The 18,701-nt window shown below is 44.5% G+C and carries 18 protein-coding genes; 9 read left to right on the plus strand and 9 right to left on the minus strand.

All coding sequences use genetic code 11. The annotated features are described in order from the left end of the window. The first annotated feature begins 104 nt into the window (after positions 1-104). The 8 genes from rpsB (at position 105) to LKE40_03260 (ending at position 8,284) form a co-directional block, all read left to right on the plus strand. Positions 105-1,025 carry a 30S ribosomal protein S2 gene (gene rpsB, locus LKE40_03225; protein ID MCH3916481.1) on the plus strand — a complete coding sequence of 307 codons (921 nt, stop codon included), beginning with the start codon at positions 105-107 and terminating at the stop codon, positions 1,023-1,025. A 14-nt stretch (positions 1,026-1,039) separates the two neighbouring features. Further along, the gene (tsf, locus tag LKE40_03230) at positions 1,040-1,879 is read left to right on the plus strand and encodes a translation elongation factor Ts (GenBank protein MCH3916482.1); all 840 of its coding nucleotides are present in this window, start codon (positions 1,040-1,042) and stop codon (positions 1,877-1,879) included. A 71-nt stretch (positions 1,880-1,950) separates the two neighbouring features. Beyond that, entirely contained in the window at positions 1,951-2,505 is a 555-nt protein-coding gene (gene frr, locus LKE40_03235; protein ID MCH3916483.1) for a ribosome recycling factor, read from the plus strand. Between the two features lie 3 nt (positions 2,506-2,508). Next, positions 2,509-3,204 (plus strand): polyprenyl diphosphate synthase, encoded by a 696-nt coding sequence (gene uppS, locus LKE40_03240; GenBank protein MCH3916484.1) that lies wholly within the window; start codon positions 2,509-2,511, stop codon positions 3,202-3,204. Continuing rightward, the gene (locus LKE40_03245) at positions 3,201-4,049 is read left to right on the plus strand and encodes a phosphatidate cytidylyltransferase (protein ID MCH3916485.1); all 849 of its coding nucleotides are present in this window, start codon (positions 3,201-3,203) and stop codon (positions 4,047-4,049) included. The genes uppS and LKE40_03245 overlap by 4 nt, the downstream gene beginning before the upstream one ends. Further along, complete coding sequence (gene dxr / locus LKE40_03250) at positions 4,046-5,206, plus strand: 1-deoxy-D-xylulose-5-phosphate reductoisomerase (GenBank protein ID MCH3916486.1); 1,161 nt, start codon at positions 4,046-4,048, stop codon at positions 5,204-5,206. Before LKE40_03245 ends, dxr begins: the two co-directional genes overlap by 4 nt. After that, positions 5,203-6,627, plus strand: coding sequence for an RIP metalloprotease RseP (gene rseP / locus LKE40_03255; protein ID MCH3916487.1), 1,425 nt, complete (start codon positions 5,203-5,205; stop codon positions 6,625-6,627). The genes dxr and rseP overlap by 4 nt, the downstream gene beginning before the upstream one ends. 199 nt (positions 6,628-6,826) lie before the next feature. Further along, positions 6,827-8,284, plus strand: coding sequence for a radical SAM protein (locus LKE40_03260; protein MCH3916488.1), 1,458 nt, complete (start codon positions 6,827-6,829; stop codon positions 8,282-8,284). 303 nt (positions 8,285-8,587) lie between these two features. On the opposite strand, the gene LKE40_03265 is transcribed toward LKE40_03260, so the two are convergent. From LKE40_03265 to rpsF, 8 genes are all read right to left on the minus strand, one after another. Then, positions 8,588-9,331 carry a hypothetical protein gene (locus LKE40_03265; protein MCH3916489.1) on the minus strand — a complete coding sequence of 248 codons (744 nt, stop codon included), beginning with the start codon at positions 9,329-9,331 and terminating at the stop codon, positions 8,588-8,590. A 359-nt stretch (positions 9,332-9,690) separates the two neighbouring features. Continuing rightward, the gene (locus LKE40_03270; protein MCH3916490.1) at positions 9,691-11,184 is read right to left on the minus strand and encodes a chitobiase/beta-hexosaminidase C-terminal domain-containing protein; all 1,494 of its coding nucleotides are present in this window, start codon (positions 11,182-11,184) and stop codon (positions 9,691-9,693) included. A gap of 725 nt (positions 11,185-11,909) precedes the next feature. Next, positions 11,910-13,310, minus strand: a complete 1,401-nt coding sequence (dnaB, locus tag LKE40_03275; GenBank protein MCH3916491.1) for a replicative DNA helicase — start codon at positions 13,308-13,310, stop codon at positions 11,910-11,912. Further along, a complete protein-coding gene (gene rplI / locus LKE40_03280) occupies positions 13,310-13,981 on the minus strand; it encodes a 50S ribosomal protein L9 (GenBank protein MCH3916492.1) in 672 nt (223 codons plus the stop codon). The genes dnaB and rplI overlap by 1 nt, the downstream gene beginning before the upstream one ends. A gap of 19 nt (positions 13,982-14,000) precedes the next feature. Then, positions 14,001-14,957: a hypothetical protein gene (locus tag LKE40_03285; GenBank protein ID MCH3916493.1), complete on the minus strand. Its 957-nt coding sequence runs from the start codon at positions 14,955-14,957 to the stop codon at positions 14,001-14,003. A gap of 13 nt (positions 14,958-14,970) precedes the next feature. Further along, positions 14,971-15,258, minus strand: coding sequence for a 30S ribosomal protein S18 (gene rpsR, locus LKE40_03290; GenBank protein ID MCH3916494.1), 288 nt, complete (start codon positions 15,256-15,258; stop codon positions 14,971-14,973). 23 nt (positions 15,259-15,281) lie between these two features. Continuing rightward, on the minus strand, positions 15,282-15,860 hold the full coding sequence (ssb, locus tag LKE40_03295; protein ID MCH3916495.1) for a single-stranded DNA-binding protein: 579 nt from the start codon (positions 15,858-15,860) through the stop codon (positions 15,282-15,284). A gap of 21 nt (positions 15,861-15,881) precedes the next feature. Then, a complete protein-coding gene (rpsF, locus tag LKE40_03300) occupies positions 15,882-16,163 on the minus strand; it encodes a 30S ribosomal protein S6 (GenBank protein MCH3916496.1) in 282 nt (93 codons plus the stop codon). Positions 16,164-16,658: 495 nt separating this feature from the next. On the opposite strand from rpsF, the gene LKE40_03305 reads away from it, so the two are divergent. Next, a complete protein-coding gene (locus LKE40_03305) occupies positions 16,659-17,975 on the plus strand; it encodes a UDP-N-acetylmuramoylalanine--D-glutamate ligase (GenBank protein MCH3916497.1) in 1,317 nt (438 codons plus the stop codon). On the opposite strand, the gene LKE40_03310 is transcribed toward LKE40_03305, so the two are convergent. After that, positions 17,976-18,593 carry an aminoacyltransferase gene (locus tag LKE40_03310; protein MCH3916498.1) on the minus strand — a complete coding sequence of 206 codons (618 nt, stop codon included), beginning with the start codon at positions 18,591-18,593 and terminating at the stop codon, positions 17,976-17,978. Positions 18,594-18,701: the final 108 nt, after the last annotated feature.

Below are 18,701 nucleotides of genomic sequence, written 5' to 3' on the forward strand. Positions count from 1 at the left end.
GCTCCTTATGGAGTGAGATACATACGAAGGGTGGCGACCCTGCTTTATACTGCAACGTGTGCAAAAGCTTGAAGTTACTTATGTCGCCGGCACAGGAGGATATTATGTCCGTAGTTACTATGAAGAGCCTGCTTGAGTCAGGTGTGCACTTTGGTCACCAGACCAAAAGATGGAATCCAAAGATGGCTCGTTACATCTTCTCCCAGAGAAATGGAATCCATATCATTGACCTGCAGAAAACTTCAACTTGCATCGTTGAGGCTTATGATGCAGTACGCAACATCGTAAAGGACGGCAAGACCATCCTGTTCGTCGGCACAAAGAAACAAGCACAGCTTGCAATAGAGACCGAAGCAAAACGATGCGGCATGCCCTATGTGAACAATCGATGGCTTGGCGGTATGTTGACAAACTTTACTACTATCAAGAAATCCATCGCAACATTGAAGAAAATTGAAAAGATGGAAAGTGACGGCACTTTCGATTCACTTACCAAGAAGGAAGTTTCCCTACTCACCAAACAGAAATCAAAACTGGAAAAGAACCTCGGTGGCATCAAGGAAATGAAGGACCTGCCGGGTGCTCTTTTTGTCATTGACACCAAGAAGGAAGCAATCGCCGTCGCTGAAGCAAAACGCCTTGGCATTCCTATTGTTGCAGTAGTTGATACAAACTGTGATCCTACGGATATTACCTATCCGATTCCTGGCAACGATGATGCTATCCGTGCAATTCAGCTTTTCGTTGAAATCATTGCAAATGCTGTAGTTGATGCAGACAATGAAGCAGGTATCCAGATCATCGAGTCCCTTGACTCTGTAGATGAGACTGCACCTGAAGAAAAGAAAGATGCCGACGAGAGTGAAGAAAATGTCGTATTCTCATCCGATGACACAGAAAATCAGGATTATTCCAAATTTGAGCATACTGACGAAGAAAAGAAAGAAGCCCCAGAAGAGGAAAAGGATGATACCGTCGTCACAGCTGGTATTGAAGTTGATGAAAAGACACTCTATCAGGACTAAGGAGAAGAAAAACCATGGCTAAGATTACAGCATCACTGGTAAAGGAGCTTCGGGATTCAACCGGAGCAGGTATGATGGACTGCAAGAAGGCACTTGTCCAGGCAGACGGCGATTTTGAAGCTGCCAACAAGATCCTGATGGAAATGGGATTGGCCGCAGTCGCAAAAAGAGCTGACAGAGCAACAGAAAACGGCAGTATTTTTACAAAAATTACTGCAACCAAGGCTGTCATCGTAGAATTGACCTGTGAGACTGATTTCGTTGCTCAGAATACTGACTTCCAGAAGTTGGGGAATGACATCTGCACGGAAATCCTTGAAAAGGGTTACACAGAAATCAACGATGCACTTACTGAAATGGTAAATGGCCTGATTGCCACAATCAAGGAAAACATGCTCCTCAGAAAATTCGAAGTAATTGATCTGGCGGAAAATGGATATGCATCGACTTATATTCATGACGGTGGCAAGAAAGGCGTACTGGTAGAGTTCAGTGCAGACAAGAAGGAAGCTTTTGAAGATGCTTCCATAAAGGAATTCTGTCATGACTGTGCTTTGCATGTAGCAGCCTATACGCCAACCTTCCTTAAGCCGGAAGAAATTCCTGCAGAAAAGGTTGAAGAACTTACCGGTATCTTCACGAAACAGGCTGAAGGCATGGGCAAACCTGCAAAGATTATTCCGAATATCGTCAAAGGTATGCTTAAGAAACACTATGACCAGATTTGTTTCCTTAATCAGACTTTCATTAAAGATGACAAGTGTTCCGTCGCGGCAAAGGCTCGGGAAATCGGTAAAGCAGCAGGCTACGACCTGCAGATTGTCGGTTACCAGCTCTATACGACCGGCGAATAGGGTCATAATCAATCCATAGGCTCATCACGGTCGTCAGACAGTGATGGGCTGATTTGTTTAGGAGGAACATAATGCAGACTGTACTATCCAACAGTGAAAACAAAATGCAAAAATCCATTACGGCCTTGGAAAAGGAGTATCAGGGATTGAGGACCGGCCGTGCCAGTGCCGCTCTTTTCAGCAATCTTACCGTCACGTATTACGGTGCACCCACTCCGCTCTCCCAAGTCGGTTCCATAAGTGTCCCTGAAGCCCGAATGGTAGTCATCCAACCGTGGGACAAAAGTGTGCTTCCCGAAATTGAAAAAGCAATCCTGAAAAGTGACCTCGGGTTGACTCCCAACAATGATGGAAAGCTTATCCGCATCAATTTTCCTGCCCTTACTTCAGACAGGAGGAAGGAACTTGCAAAACAAGCCAAGCAGATAGCTGAAAAAACAAAGGTAGCTATCCGCAACATCCGCAGAGAAGCCATTGATGAACTCAAGGCAATGGAAAAGAAGAGTACCATCAGTGAGGATGATCTGAAAACCGGAGAAGATAAGGTTCAGAAACTGACTGATAAGTATATCAATCAGGCCAGTGACATCGCCACTGGTAAAGAAAAGGAAATCATGGAGATCTAACCGATGGAGACTGCATCGCTCAGGCACCTAGGAATCATTATGGACGGCAATGGCAGATGGGCTAACCAGCACAATCTGCCAAGGGCAGCCGGACATCTCGAAGGTTCAAAGGCTGTAAAACGTATCACCGTAGCTTGCAGGGACCTGGGCATTGCTTATCTGACGCTCTATGCCTTTTCTACCGAAAACTGGAAACGTCCGCAACAGGAAGTACATTATCTGATGGGAATGATTGCTTCCAAACTTCATGGAGAACTTTCTTTCTATGTAAAGCATGGCATCAGGATTCTTGTCCGGGGAGATATTTCCAAGCTTCCGGTCGAAGCACGGGATGCTGTGGTTGACACTATGGATGCCACAAAAGCCATGCGTCAGCTGACTTGTATCCTGGCAATCAATTATGGTGGCCAAGATGAAATCTGCAAAGCTGTCGATTCCCTTCTGAAGGAAAATATGGTTCCGCCGATTTCCCCGATAGCATTGAGAGCTCATATGCAGTACCCGGATATCCCACCAGTCGACATGATCTGCAGAAGTGCAGGAGAAAAAAGACTAAGTAATTTCTTACTTTGGGATAGTGCCTATGCAGAACTTGGTTTTTATGACAAACTGTTTCCGGATTGGGACGAAACCGACATTCGACGCATTATGGCCGACTTCAGCTCAAGGACCAGAAAATTCGGAGGTTTAGCAACATGACTTCACTCAAGGGACGTCTGTTGACCACATTCGTAGGCATTCCAGCTGTGGCTATTATCGTCTTTGCACTACCACAGTTTGCCCACTTAGGATTTGCCTTGCTAGCTGCCGTGGCAGGTATTCTCGGTACATACGAAATGAAACAGATGATGGAAAAATCCCTTGACATCCACATTTTCTTTCCTTGTTGGTTCGGAACCTTGTTACCGCTTGCAAGTTGGGCTGAAGTATACTTCAATCTTGAAAGTTTGATGGAAATTGTCTTTGTGCTGATGCTTTTCTGCAATTTCATCTCAGAATTGAGAACCGGAACAAAAGATGAAGATCCTTTCAGCAAAAGTATCATTCGCATCGCAACTTCTTCTCTACTTGTGTTCTATCCAAGTTTCCTGCTGACTTTCCTTGTGGCGGCCGATCAATTACCTCATGGCCCTTTTTTTCTTGGATTGTTCTTCATCTGTGTCTTTTCGAATGACATATTTGCCTTCCTCTGTGGAATGACCTTTGGCCGCCATAACAGAGGTTTCATCAAAGTAAGCCCCAACAAGTCAATCGCGGGTTTTGTAGGAGGCACTGTTGCCTCAATGTTCTTCGCAACACTCTATGTCTATCTTTTCCCCAGCCTACGGGCTCTTCTCAGTATTCCGATGTCCTTGGTCCTAGGATTTGTCCTTGCATTTTCAGGTTCATTGGGCGATCTGCTTGAGTCAGTATTCAAACGTAGTGCAAAGGTCAAGGACAGCGGACATCTGGTACCTGGGAGGGGCGGAGCTCTGGACAATCTTGATTCCTTGGTTGTTGCTGCACCGCTTTTCTATCTTGCCCTGAGGATCCTGCTCACATGAAGCGCTTGGTTATCCTAGGGGCTACAGGAAGCATCGGGACGACTTGTCTTTCTGCAATCCGCAGATTCTCTCTTCCAGTTGAAATCGTAGGTATTTCTGCAAACAGCAACTATTGTAAATTGGAACAGATTGCAAAGGAATTTTCTGTACATCATGTTGCATTGACCAGACACAGGAGCACCATTGACGTGGAAAATGTTTCTTTGCCGAAAATTCCTGAAAATACCGATGAATTGACATGGTATGACAATATTCCTGCATTGTTGGATACAGTCGAATGCGACATCGTACTCAATGCAGTAGCTGGGTTTGACGGATTGCAAGCAACCTTGGCATGTCTGGAAAGACATCTGGACATTGCATTGGCAAACAAGGAAAGTGTCGTCACCGGAGGTAATTTCATCTTCGAAATGGCACAGCGATCAGCCTGCTCCATCATTCCGGTAGACAGTGAACATTCTGCAATCTATCATCTGATTGCCGCACATGACAGGAAATCGGTAGATTCCTTGCTCGTCACTGCAAGCGGTGGACCATTCAGAACATGGGAAGCCTCCCTGTTCAGCTCAATTACACCGGAACAGGCCCTGCAGCATCCAACATGGAAAATGGGAAAGAAGATTACCATTGACAGTGCAACTTTGGCAAACAAGGCCCTGGAAGTCATAGAAGCATCCTATCTGTTTGGATTCCCTCCCGAGAAAATCAAAGTCGTGGTCCATCCACAAAGCATTGTCCATTCCATGGTCAGGATGAAAGATGGTGCAGTATATGCCCAGATGGCAACCCCTGACATGAGCCTTCCGATCATCGAGGCCATTCTCGGCAGACAGATGCAAGAACTGGTTTCTCCACTCTCGTTTACCGATCTTGACCTCCACTTCGAACAGCCTGACACTGCGCGTTTTCCATTGCTTAAGGCTGCTTACGAAGTCATCAGATTACAGGGCGGTTATCCAACGGCTTTCAATGGCGCCAATGAAGAGGCTGTCAACGCTTTTCTGAATCACAGGATCAGCTTTACGGATATCAGTACCCTGACACTAAAAGTGCTGGAGCAGGATTTTTCATCACCAGTCCATTGCTATGCAGACGTACTGGAAGCAGACGTACTGGCGCGAAAAACCTGCAAGGCCTTGATAAGACAAATATCATGAATATTCCTGCGACATTGCTCTATTATGCACTGGGTATCATCTGCATCGGCTGTGTCGTACTGTTCCATGAAGCAGCACATTTGTTTGCTGCAGGTATCTGTGGCATTGAGGTTGAGGTATTTTCCTTCGGTTTCGGTCCTAGGCTTGTAGGATGGCAGAAAGGAAATACTGAATTCAGAATATCGCTTCTGCCTTTTGGTGGTTATTGCAGGATGAAAGGTTCCGATGATCTGCTTAGGGCACTTGATGACAAAAGCGATACATTTACCCATGTTGAAAACGGCTCTCTCTTTTCAGTACATCCATTGCCCAGGGCAATGACCTATCTTGCAGGTCCTCTTGCGAATATCTTCCTGGCCATCATTTTATGTATTCTGCTGCAAGCAACACCTTATCAAGTACTCTCCCTCCCCGCTACAGTTGCGACAGTCAACGATTACCCGACGCTCTTTACAGGTACATCGGCAAGTCCCGCATATGACCAAGGACTGCGGACAGGAGATATATTGCTTTCTATCGGTTCGATACCGATTACAGACTGGGAACAGGCCTCTACGGTGCTACAGACATTGCAAAATGGACAGGCTGCAGTCAAAATCAGTAGGAATGGCAAGGAAGCTACATATACCATACAAGGAGAAGATACCGGAAATGGTACCTATCGTTTTGGCTTGACAAATCTCATACCTGCCCACGTTTCCTTGGTCAAACCATGGACACCGGAAAGAAAAGCTGGTTTGAAGGCCGGAGATTGGATCATAGGTTGCAACGGACAGGCAGTAACAAACAATCTCGACCTGCTTGCAGCTCTTGCGACTGTCACACCGTCATCAGGCGATATACAACTGACCATACGGCATGCAGGAACAGATAAAAAGCAGGTCATTGCATACACGCCGATCTTTGTCAACAGCAAATTGCAGAACGGGTTCTCACTTGCGGCTCCCACAAGATGGATTGAAGGAAAAAAACTGGGCAAGGCAATAGGAAAAGGTACAGTTATGGCTTTTGGGTTGTTCACAGAAACAATCCATAGCTTATACAGTATTTTGACAGGAAAACAAGATGACGTAAGGCAGGTGCTGACAGGTCCTATGCGCGCAAGTTATATGATAGGAAACATCACGGCCCTAGGATGGGAACACAGTGCTTACTCAGCCTTCAAGGCCTTGCTCTACCTGTTGGGTGTGGTTTCAGTTTCTCTTGCAATTGCAAACCTGATTCCACTTCCGAGCTTTGACGGCGGGCAGATACTCATTGCCTTGGGCGAAGCCATAACAAAACATAGGATCAATCCAAAAAATTATTGGCGGATACAGTTGATAGGTCTGGCCTGCATCATACTGATTTTCATTCTTATGTATTATGTCGATATCAGGTATTTCTGGAATTCGCGTCATACAACGCACCTTCTTCCCTGACCTACAGTTATTCTCAAAAAGATAAAGATAATAAACTATATAATGGCACTATGGACAGGCCAACAAATCATGTAATCTGTTACATTATTTACCATCAGAAGGGCTTTTGACCGTGTTTATTTACAAAAGTTCCCGATATGGTTCCAATGATAATATGTAAATAATTCAATGCATCTAGGCAAGATGCTGGAGGAATAGTATGGAATTACAACATAAGGCAACAAGAGTAGCAATCGGAACAGCCATTGATGTAGCTATCAGACATGCCAGAAAGAACAAAGAAGAAGGCATAAGGGACATAGTGAATCTTTTCACCAAGTATTTTGCGCCTACAAAAGCTGATGAGAAAGTTGGAGCCGGTGGCAACGCTTTTTCCGGAATTGCCAAGTTTGCACAGGATCCTGACTCAAAATGGGTCCGATATATTTCCAGACTGTTTGAAGAAATTGATCCAAAGGTTGCAAAGACACTCATTCTTAACCTTGCCTATGAAGCAGGTTACAGAGGACTTGCAAAGGTCCGGGAAACCAGCGTAAAGAATGATTGCAATGTCCCTTGGGCAATCATATTTGACCCGACAAGTGCCTGTAACATGCATTGCAAAGGCTGCTGGTCCGGTGAATATGGAACCAAGCAGAACCTGAGTTTTGACGATATGGATTCCATCGTTACCCAGGCAAAGGAATTGGGTGCTCACTTTTTCCTGATGACCGGAGGCGAACCACTGGTAAGGAAAAAGGATATAGTCAAACTTGCAAAGAAACATGACGACTGTGTCTTCCATTGCTTTACAAACGGAACATTGGTAGATGAACAGTTCTGTCAGGATATGTTGGATTGCGGGAATATCCTGCTTGCAATCAGCTTGGAAGGTTTCAAGGAAGAGAATGACTTCAGACGTGGTGATGGTAGCTTTGATGCAGTCATGAAAGCCATGGATTTGCTTAATGCACATCATCTGGGCTTCGGTACCTCCGTCTGTTGGACCAGCAAGAACTACAAGACAGTCATCAGTGATGAATTCATCGACATGATCATTGAAAAAGGTTGCCGTTATGCTTGGTATTTCCATTTCATGCCAGTCGGACAATATACAGGAACAGATCTTATTCCTACTCCGGAAGACCGTGAATATATGATGAAGCATCTGAGAGCCGTCCGTAATGCACATAGTGACAAGCTGATAGTTCCCCTTGATTTCCAGGATGACGGAGAATTCGTAGGTGGCTGTATTGCAGGAGGAAAGCATTACCTCCACATAAATTCTAATGGTGATGTCGAACCTTGTGTCTTCATCCATTACTCCAGCGCAAATATTCATGATGTCAGCTTGCTTGATGCGCTCAAACAGCCTCTGTTCATGGAATACCATCGTAACCAACCTTTCAACAAAAACCTCTACAAGCCTTGCCCAATGCTGGAGAATCCCGATTTCCTGCCTAAGCTAGTCAAGGAAGCCGGTGCTCATTCCACGGATTTGGAAGCGCCTGAGGATGTGGATCATCTTTGTGCAAAGTGTGCTACATATGCAAAAGAATGGGCTCCTGTAGCTGACAGGCTCTGGGAACAGGTACCTGAAACTTCAAGAATAAAGGCTGAGAAGGCAGTCTTGCTGAAAGAAACTGCACAGAAAAATGCTAAAAGAGAAGATGCATAACATGCGGTGGAAAAACTGTAAGTTGTAACATCCGAAAAGATATAGCAATTGCCTTGAAGCTGCCACTGAAAAAGTGGCAGCTTTTTCGTCATCAGACGAGATTCCTGCAAGTAACAAAAACCATAAGTTCATGTTATCGTGATGCTGTCACGGTGGCACAAGAAAGGTCACCTTATTCTTTTTCATCGAAGGCCTTGTTTTGATCTAGCATATATAGACAAGGTAATCATCAGAAATTTTGACTACTTCCATTGATTTCCCTATGATTCCATTGCAAATCCAAATTTTGCGTTGACAGTTGTTTTATTTGATATAAAGTTCTGGTTCCTTGGTATTAATCAAGATAGTCATCGGTATTTCAATACAGGTCATTTCCGGTAACACATAAAATACAGGATCATCTATGATAGCCGTTGTTCCATCAGCTTTTTGTGCACATAAATATACACTTGAAACATCAGAGACTACATTTTTGTCAATATAAATGCGATATTTCAAATCGGAAAGCATTGCATCGACGATTGCCTGCATATTTGCATCATCAGAAGAAGACGTATTATCATTACCTTCAGCAAAAAAATCAAGCAACGGAACAACCAGATACTTTGTAGATTTGTATGGTATGAACATAGCCGTATCGGGATCTGACGCATCTGCAGATCCTGCAAGTTCGTTAGTGTCAATACCAAACGCTATTCCACTTTCTGTATCTGTATCAATTTTCTGCACATTGTAAAGATAATCAGGAAGAGCATCTGTGGGAATATTCGAAATAATATTATTGATGCCTGTTTCCGTATCTTTGCAGTTCTCAAGGCATTCAGACAACGACTCATTCTCGACAGTGGATGTAGATACTGCATTATCCTTTGAATCTAAGTCAGACATAGACAGCAAGGCTTTGGAGATGGTAATACGGTAATTGGTAAAATAGCCACCCTTGGTATTTGCAGAAACGTTTTGTACGACATCAACACACGATATACAACATAGACTACAGACTATGACAATGACTACTGAGGCATGTAGTCTTACGGATGATTTCATTTTTTCTCCTTTTTTACCCTTTTTTCAATATAATAGGATTTTAGAAGAACAATAACTGCTTCACCCACATATAAGCCTTATTGCTGTCGATTTTTCTTCGCATACCCCTGTTTGTTCTGGTTATTTGCAGCCGGAGAAACATAATCATTTGCCAACTCTTCGAATTTGACCAAGCTCTTGTTGAAACCAAGCATCAGACGATCAGTGACACCATTGTTTTACTTATGGGCAAAACAATAAGAGGAATATCAAGCTGCCATGCAAGTTGCTTCAGAGTCAAGGAAATACCGCTAATGACTCCGTGTCCGAAAAATCTGTCTCTGCAACTCCTTTCAAAATAGTCAAAAACAAACAGGCAATCAGAAAGCCCGTATAGCTCGAACCCTGTAGGAATAACTCTTGAGGCGGGCCATCGTGGTGCAACTGCCAAAATAAACCATAAATGCAAGGTTGTCGGAGTTTCCCTGAGTAGAACTCCAATAACAAAAATCATTTAGGATTCCTCCGATGTTACCTTTTTTGTATTGATTATATATTTCTACCAACTCGCCTAGTGTCGGCAAAAACCAGTTGCTATATGTTTTACCGTTACAGGACACTGTCTTACTAGCACACACACTTATCGCCTTATCCCAATTATACTCTCCTTCATCCTCAGAAGCAGCTTCAAGTCGTTGGCCATTATAATAAAACACAAAGCCACCAGCAGGTCCTGTATCTCCCACGGAATAAGTTTTTCCTAATGTATAGGTTGCACTTGCGACACTGCTATTTGCCATACCACTCTTTACTGCCATGGCTTTTATTGTAGTCGTAGCACTCAGGGGAATGCTTCCTCCCGATGTAATATGGCTGCTGCTGGTTGTCGGTGTAGTACCGTCCGTCGTATAGTAGATGGTTGCACCACTGGTACTTGTCATTGTCACTGTCTGGGTACTGGTAAAGGTCGTCCCACCTGCAGGACTGAAGGTCGGTGTTGCTACGGCAGAAACCGTGACGACTTGGCTGGCTCCCTCTGAATCCAGCAGGTCTGCCTTCACGGCAACTGCCTTTATCGTCTTGCTCTCTGCCAAGGTGAACGGAGCCGTATAGCTCTCTCTCGTACTGCTGGTGGCAGGGTCAGTCCCATCTGTCGTGTAGTAGATTGCCGCTTCTGCTGTATCGGTTGCTATGGTCACCTGCTTGCCGCCGGTAACATCACCTGTGCTTATCGTCGGTTGTGCTGCCTTGGAAAAGTCAGCGTCCTCGAAGCTTATCGTCCCGCTCGACTCCAGCCCCGTGAACACGTTCACCATGTCCATCCCTGAGAAAGTAATCTGGGTACCGGAAGGATTGGTAAACCTCACCCCTACCATGTAGTCGCCGGCATCGGCAGTGCCGCTTACTGCCACACTGCTGCTACTTATCGTCCCGGCAACATAGTCTTCTCCTATGTCTGCCCCTACTTCCTTGAAGGATGCCCCTAGGTCTTCCGGCCAGCTTATCCCTATGCTATAGGTCCCGGTATCACTTGTAAGGTAATGTAGGGTGAAGCTGATGGAACTCGTCTTACCTGAATTGACTGCGACTCCGGTTGCATCGGCCTGTTCGGTGATCACCGTCCCGTCGCTGTTCATCCCTTCCACATAGAAGTCCCAGGTGCCTACGGGAATGCTGGAGACCGTATTCTTTTCACCTAATATCAAGGTCTGCTTGGAAAGTGTCTTGCTGCTGTTCGTCTCTTCGCCCCAGAAGGACACCTGGGTGACCTTGGCACTGCTTCCGGGAGTTATTGACTTGGAGGTACTTTCACTTAGGCTAAACTGAAGGCTTCCATGGGGATCAGGTTCCTTGCAACCTGAAAGTAATAGCAAGGTAAAAAATAAAATGAACAAAAGTCCATATAAATATATAGGAAATCTAAGTTTTTTGTTTACAGACATAGCAGACACCTTTTGCTCTACAAAGATTGTGGTTCTATGCGGATACAAGGATACCTTTTCTGAGTAGATTTTCATTTTGTCGGTTCTGATTATGTCATAACTTTCATTATTTACAATAGACAACTATTATACAAATGTAAGAAAAATCATATATCTTAAATAAATCTTGTATTACTTCTGATAATTCTTTTCTCGCTGAAATCAAAAAAACAAGGTCATGATTAAGTTTTATCAAGATCAAATAGACGAAAGTCCATTAAAGATTAATTAACAATTCTTCATGCCAGCAAGCAATAACCTGCTGCAATATCATTGTCACTGAAATTGGACATCACATGTTTTTTCCCTAGGAAAAATCATATAACTATTTATAAAACATAGAATAACTAAACAAATAATTGTAGCAAATCATACAGTTTTCCCAAAGCAATTCAGTCCAATAGCATTTAGGTTGCTTGCCTTGTTACATTTAGCAACAATACTGCTACAGAGTGCCCAGGCTTCTGGGAACATAACCAATCGGCTTCATAAGCCTTGATATGCTTTGAATCTTCTAGTTTTTTTCATGCAATAAATATGTCATAACTTTTGTATGAATTACACTACATAAAGAGTTGTTACATGGATTTCTCAATATCAATCTGACAATTATAACTTTATTGCTGTCGATTTTTCTTCGCATAACCCTGTTTGTTCTGGTTATTTGCAGCCGGAGGAACATAATCATTTGCCAACTCTTCGAATTTGACCAAGCTCTTGTTGAAACCAAGCATCAGACGATCAGTGACACCATTACGGTTTTTTGCAACAACAACTTCCGTATTCTGCACTGCATTGTCTTCCATTTTGTCACGATGCAGAAAAATGACTACATCTGCATCTTGTTCGATAGAACCGGATTCCCTCAAATCGGCAAGCTTAGGCATGACCCCATCACTTTGTCTACCGACCTGAGATAAGACAATGATAGGAATATCAAGCTCTCGAGCAAGTTGCTTCAGGGCCCTGGAAATACCGGCAATTACTTCGTGTCTAGGAGTCTGGCTATTGACATCAGTTGCTTGGATCAAGCCAATATAGTCAATGAAAAGGACATCAATATGCCGTTCCCTCTTCATCTTTCTTGCTTGGCTTCTCAACTCAACCAAAGTCATATTCGGAGTATCTTGGATATAAAGTTTACAATTGTTGAGAATATCAGCTGCATTGATGATTGCATCAAGCTCATTCTGGGTAAGAACCCCAGACCTGATATGGGCAAAGTTCACTCGGCTTATGCTGGCAATCATCCGTTCCACCAAGGAAGTCGCCGGCATCTCAAGAGACATGAATCCGACACATTTCTTTTCACGGGTAATCATATTCAGGGCAAGAGAAAGTGCAAAGGCTGTTTTTCCGATTGAAGGACGTGCACCGATAATTATATATTCCTGAGGTTTGAACCCACCGGAAATGAATGAATCAAGTTTTGTAAAGTCCGTTTTTACAGCCCTAGGATTACCGCCATTGTTCATCCTGTCCTGGATATTCTGAACGGCATCAAGAAGAAGCTTATCGACTTCCTTGTATTCATTCTCTGCCATATTGAGGTCATTGAGACGGGAAAACTGTTCTTCACCTTTATCAACGACATCCTGGATATTCTCACCTTCATCAAAGGCTTTGTCCCGCAACGAAGAAGTCAGCACAAGCAACTGACGCCGCAGAGACAGACTCTTGAGTATCCTGGCATAATAAGTAGCATTCGTTGTTGACGGGACATCATCCGTCAGTGACGAAATATAGGCCAGACCACCACACTTCTCAATCAAATCATGTGATTTTACATAATCAGCCAATGTAATCAAATCAATGGTCTGGGCACTGTTTTCATTATGGAAATCAAGCATCGCCTGGTATATGGTCTGGTGTCCGAGCTTATAGAAATCCTCTTTGGCCAATATAGGCTGAATTTCCAAAAGTACCGTACTATCCAACAGGATAGCACCTAACACAGCCCGTTCCGCCTCAATATTATTGGGCGGAACAAGTCCAATACCTGACGATGCCGTTGACACTACTGTGTATCCTCAGCAGAAGCAGCGGTACTCTCTTCTGCAGCAACTTCAGCAGTTTCTTCTGCAGGAGCAGCCTCAGCTTCTGCAGCAGCTTTTGCTTTTGCAGCTTCTTCAGCTTCTGCAGCGGCCTTTGCCTTTGCAGCTTCTTCAGCTTCTGCAATGGCCTTTGCCTTTGCAGCAGCCTCAGCAGCCTTACGGGCTTCAGCTTCCCTCTGTCTGATGATTGCTTCGCTTTCAACGATAAGTTTCACAGTAGCGGATTCATTTTCATACAAACGGATACGGACACTATATGTACCTACCATCTTTATGAGATGGGAAGAAACCTCAATACGTTTCCGTTCAATTTCAATACCTTCCTTGGCCAATGCCGCCTGCACCATACTGGAAGTAACGCTACCAAACAACTTGCCACTGTCACCTGCGGAAACCACAAGGTTAAGGGTAAGTCCATCCAGACGCTCCTTCAAAGAAGCAGCTGCCTTCCTCTTTTCAGTCTTTCTTGATTCAATAGCAGCCGCACGGCTGGCAAACAAAGCTACATTAGCTCTGTTATAGGCAACAGCAGCACCGGTCGGCAATAAAAAATTACGGCCATATCCGTCTTTGACGGTAACGACATCGCCCTCTTCTCCGAGGTTCACAACATCCTGATTGAGAATGATCTTCATATCGAAAACTCCTTCTTCGTTACTTTCTCAAAGTAAACCAAGTCTCCATCACCCCAAGCAGGGGAAAAACAAAGACTATCACAATATTCAAGCCAGGAAGCAAAATAGCAAGCAATCCGGTAATAACAAACAACTTGACTGCGCTGACTTGTTTTCCTTTATGCACCATACGGTAGGTCACGATACTCATACCCTGGATTGCATAGACCAGAGCGAAGAACAAAGCAATATTCAACACTACAATGGACAGTATCTGATTATTTCCGAACTTGGCCACTGCAACAAATGCCAGCCACGCACAAAGAAAGAACCAAACGTAATCCGACGGAATGTGGAAATCCGAAATCTTCCGAGTAAATTCCATGGAATCACGAAACCGAGAAGCAAGCTGAAGAAAGGCACTGAATCCAAAGAAAGCAGCCACAACCGGCAACAGCAGTGATGCAATCACATGCTTAAGCAGGTAGTAAAGCTGAACAGGTTCAACACCCATCACAAGCTTCTGGTTCCCGTCGGAACCTACAGTAGTGAACATACTGTTCAACAAGTCAATGTATTGCTTGTCCAAAGCCTGTACTGAAGCATCATGCCTCATAAACCAAACTCCGAATATAACAATGACAAGCCCTATGAAGGAAGCGCATATCAAAAAACGGGACAACACATCGATTTTCTTCAATATCGTCCAAATAACCGAACTGCCAATCAATGCAACCGGCAGGAACAATCCCATCGCCAGAAGCCCTTTCCCCAACGGCTGACCAAGTGTAGACAACTGTGGAATCAGTTCCACAAGAAATACGACTATAGCCAACAGACCGAACGGCAAAAGCTTTTCTTCCAGCGATACCAGCTGGTCGGTCAGCAGTAAGAGCGGCAATACAAACAAAAACGCTGTAAAACCGAAAACATAAAGAACTGCACCCAGTCCGATGCCAAAGCCTACTCTAGGCCAATAGTTCCGTTCTACCCTCACTGCATCCGCCCGTTCATTTCTTCTCGAAAGGAAGATAGGCCAGAACGCGAGCCTTCTTGATCTCCGCAGTCACAGCTCTCTGGTGTTTTGCACAGTTGCCAGTGATGCGGGCAGGAAGAATCTTGCCTCTTTCCGTGGTATACCTTCTCAGCTGATCAGGATTCTTGTAATCAGGCTCAGTGTGCTGAGCGCAGAAACGACAGACTTTCTTCCGAAAATTATTCCTTCGGTTGTTGTTGTTTCTCCTATCCCTCTGAGTTGTTTTCTCTGCATCTTTCTTTGCGTCAGTTTCTTCACGCATAACCCTTTGTCTCCTTAGAATCTTTAAAATGGAATCTCGTCATCAAAGCCTTCAGGGCCAAGTCCCAAGTCATCCATATCACCCATGGATGGAGCCGATTGCTGTGCGGGAGGTGTAGCCTGGGCATTTTGCTGATACCCACCAGCCTGGCCATTCGGTACTTGGCGAACATTGTTGCCCTGTGATCCTTGATTACCATATCCATTGTTTCTGAATTGATCGTTTCTTCCCTGGAATTGATTCCCCGGGCCGTTATTGCCCGCGGAAGTTCGGGAACTTGAAAGCAATGACAGACCGTTGACATAGATTTCAACATCATAGCGCTTTTGGCCATTCTGCTCCCAGACATTCTGGTGCAGTTCTCCTGCTACCGAAACCTGTTGACCTTTTGTGAGGTACTGGGTAATACCTGCGCTGGAACCGAGGAAATAAACACAATTGAAGTAATTTACCTCATCAGCCCAATTCCCGTCAGCCGATTTCCGTCTCTTGTTGACAGCCAACGAGAAACTGCATACCGTCCTTCCACTGTTCGTAGATCTGATGGTACAATCCTTCGTAAGCCTGCCTACCAATGCTACCATGTTCAAGTCACTTGCCATACAGCTATCTCTCCATTATCTCTATTTTTCCTTGCTGACGAACAAAAACTTCAATATTGAGTTAGCAAGCAAAAATTTCTTTTCAAATTCAGAAATCGATGCAGGATCAGCTGTAATCTCATAGTAGAAATAATGACCTTTGTCCTGCTTCTTGATTTCATAGGCAAGCATCCTGATGTCCATGTCATCTTTTTTGGTGATTTCCACACCGGCATCTTTAAATGCGCCTTCGACAAGAGCCAAGCCTTTCTGGGTCTTTTCTTCGTTGGAGTCGAAGATTATTGTGAACTCATAATTTCTCATGGTTCCTCCTTACGGACGTTAAGATCCACCACAAGGTGGATAAGGGGGTTTCTCTGTATCGCCGAAAATCTTACTTCCGGCTTCTCCTGACACAAAGCCAATGCTCACCATCGAGCATGGTATTGATAATCCACACAAGAATCCGCCGGGATACCGGCGGAATCCTTTTCATGAAGCAATGAAACAACAGATTACTTATTCTTATGTCTGTTCTTTCTCAGTTGCTTTTTCCTCTTGTGAGTAGCAATCTTATGCTTCTTTCTTTTTCTTCCACAAGGCACTGTAGAACTCCTTAACTATAATTTCCGAAAGCAAATGTCAGACATATCACTTCGGTGATAACCAACATACTGGATTATTGTGCCGATTCATCCCTGAGGTGTCAAGAGGTCAGCCTTACATCAAGCAGGAATCATTTCTTCAGTCTGCCCAGACCTATAGCCTGAACTCATGATTTCCTATATAGTATGGAATAGGAGACATACTGACAACCTTATGAAAGTTTTGATCTACGGACTTGGACTCAAAGGTGGAGGCCTTGCTTCTGCAAATTATTTTTTGGAACATGGCAACGAAGTGCGGGTTACAGACCAGAAAAGTGCAGACACATTCGGTACTGCAATTGAACGCCTGGAAAGCAAAGGCTGCAGATGTATTATGGGGGAACACCGCCAAGAGGATTTTCTTTGGGCGGACATTGTAGTCAAAAATCCTGCAATAAGTCCTGACAACCCTAACCTGCGCCTATGCAGGAAGATTACCAATGACCTGGGATATCTGTTCCAAAGCCATTTGCTTGACAACACTAAGATCATAGCAATTACGGGAACCAAAGGGAAAACCACCACATCAAGTCTCATAAGCCATGTCCTGAAATCAAACGGACACGATATAATGCAGTGTGGGAATATGGGCATCAGTGCTTTTTCCGTCCTTTCCCGACTTGAACAACGCAAGGGAAAGAAACGTCCAGCTCCTGAATATCTGGTCATAGAATTCTCATCCTGGCAGATTCGTGACACGCTGATTGCAACAGGCGGAAACCTTCCTTGTTTCTATCTTGCCATCGTCACCAATTTCATGGAAGACCATCAGAATTACTATCGATCCATGCATGATTATCTCAATGACAAACTTGGATTATTCCAAGGGGGATGTAGTTATGCACTGGTACCCAAAACTCTCAGGGCCCAAGTAATGGGAATTACCGGACTGAAAAAAAAACAGGTCCTTCAGATAAATGCAACAGTTCCGATGGAACTCATGCAGCGTCCGGAACTGCTCATCGGTTATCAAGCTTTGAGAATCCTGGGACTTTCAAAAAAGAAATTACTTGTCGATCTGCCGAAATTCAAGGGTGTTCCCCATCGTATCGAATGGTTGGGCATGAAACATAACGTAGCATTCGTAAATGACAGTGCAGCAACCATTCCTGAAGCAGTCAGCTTCACAAGCAATCATTTCAGAAAGGAAATGGTGCATCTCATCACAGGAGGCACTGATAAAAACCTCAAACCAGATGCGATGCTTCCTGCCCTGAAGGAAGCCACAAGCATCACAGTACTGGCAGGAAGCTTCACTTCCAAGAAACTGCTACCTCTTCTGGAAGCAAACAACCTTTCTTTTTCCGGTCCATATACCACAATGCCGGAAGCCGTTTCCTCATGCTATCAGGCAGCAAAGGAAAAGGCAAAGGAAACGGGGCTAAGCCAGTTGATCCTATTGTCCCCGGGTGCAGCTTCCTTTGATCTGTTCCAAAACGAATTTGACAGAGGCAATCAGTTCAAGGCATTCTATGGCTCAATTGAATGATCAGTGGCGATGCATCCTGAAACGGACAGATTCCATAAAACTGGCCACTGCATATATCATTGGCCTTGCAGCATAGTTGACGGTCAACATCCGTTCCCATAGGTTACCCCCGAAAGCCTGCTTGAACAGCAGCAATGAGGACAGATGGCTTCCGTTCCCGGAGCCTGAAGGTACTCCATAGAAATCATAACAGCTGCATTTCCGTCGGACAGCTTCTGCAATCGCACTATCCTGGAGGCTGTAGCTTACACTATATCCACAAGTCCTGTCGGCTCCACCGAAAAGATACAGGCCTTTGTATCGGCTGTAAAGGACTATGATTCCCCCTTCCATTTTTTCATCCACATAAGCAAACAGCAGCATGCAATCAAGAGATGACGAGGCATCACCGCCTTTGCATTCTTCCAGTACAGCTTTGATATATCCATAGCTCCGATGGGTAAATCCGTCATTCCGTGCTGTCTTGCAATAAATATCATACCACTTGAGCAATTCCTGTTCATTTCCCTGCCAAGGCCTGACCTCAACAATACCTTTGTTTTTTGCCAGGTGTCGGCGAGCCCGTTTCCTATATCCTTCCTCACTTCTTCCAGACCGCTCCGCAAATCCACGACCCATGTACCGGTAGGTTGTGTACTTTCCTTGCACACATGGATTCTGGCGGTACTTTGTATGTCGGCTGACTGCGTATGCCAAGGCAGGTCCCATTGTATCTGGAACACCGCA

The sequence above is a fragment of the Spirochaetia bacterium genome, from assembly GCA_022482625.1.
Taxonomy (GTDB): Bacteria; Spirochaetota; Spirochaetia; order Sphaerochaetales; family Sphaerochaetaceae; genus Pleomorphochaeta.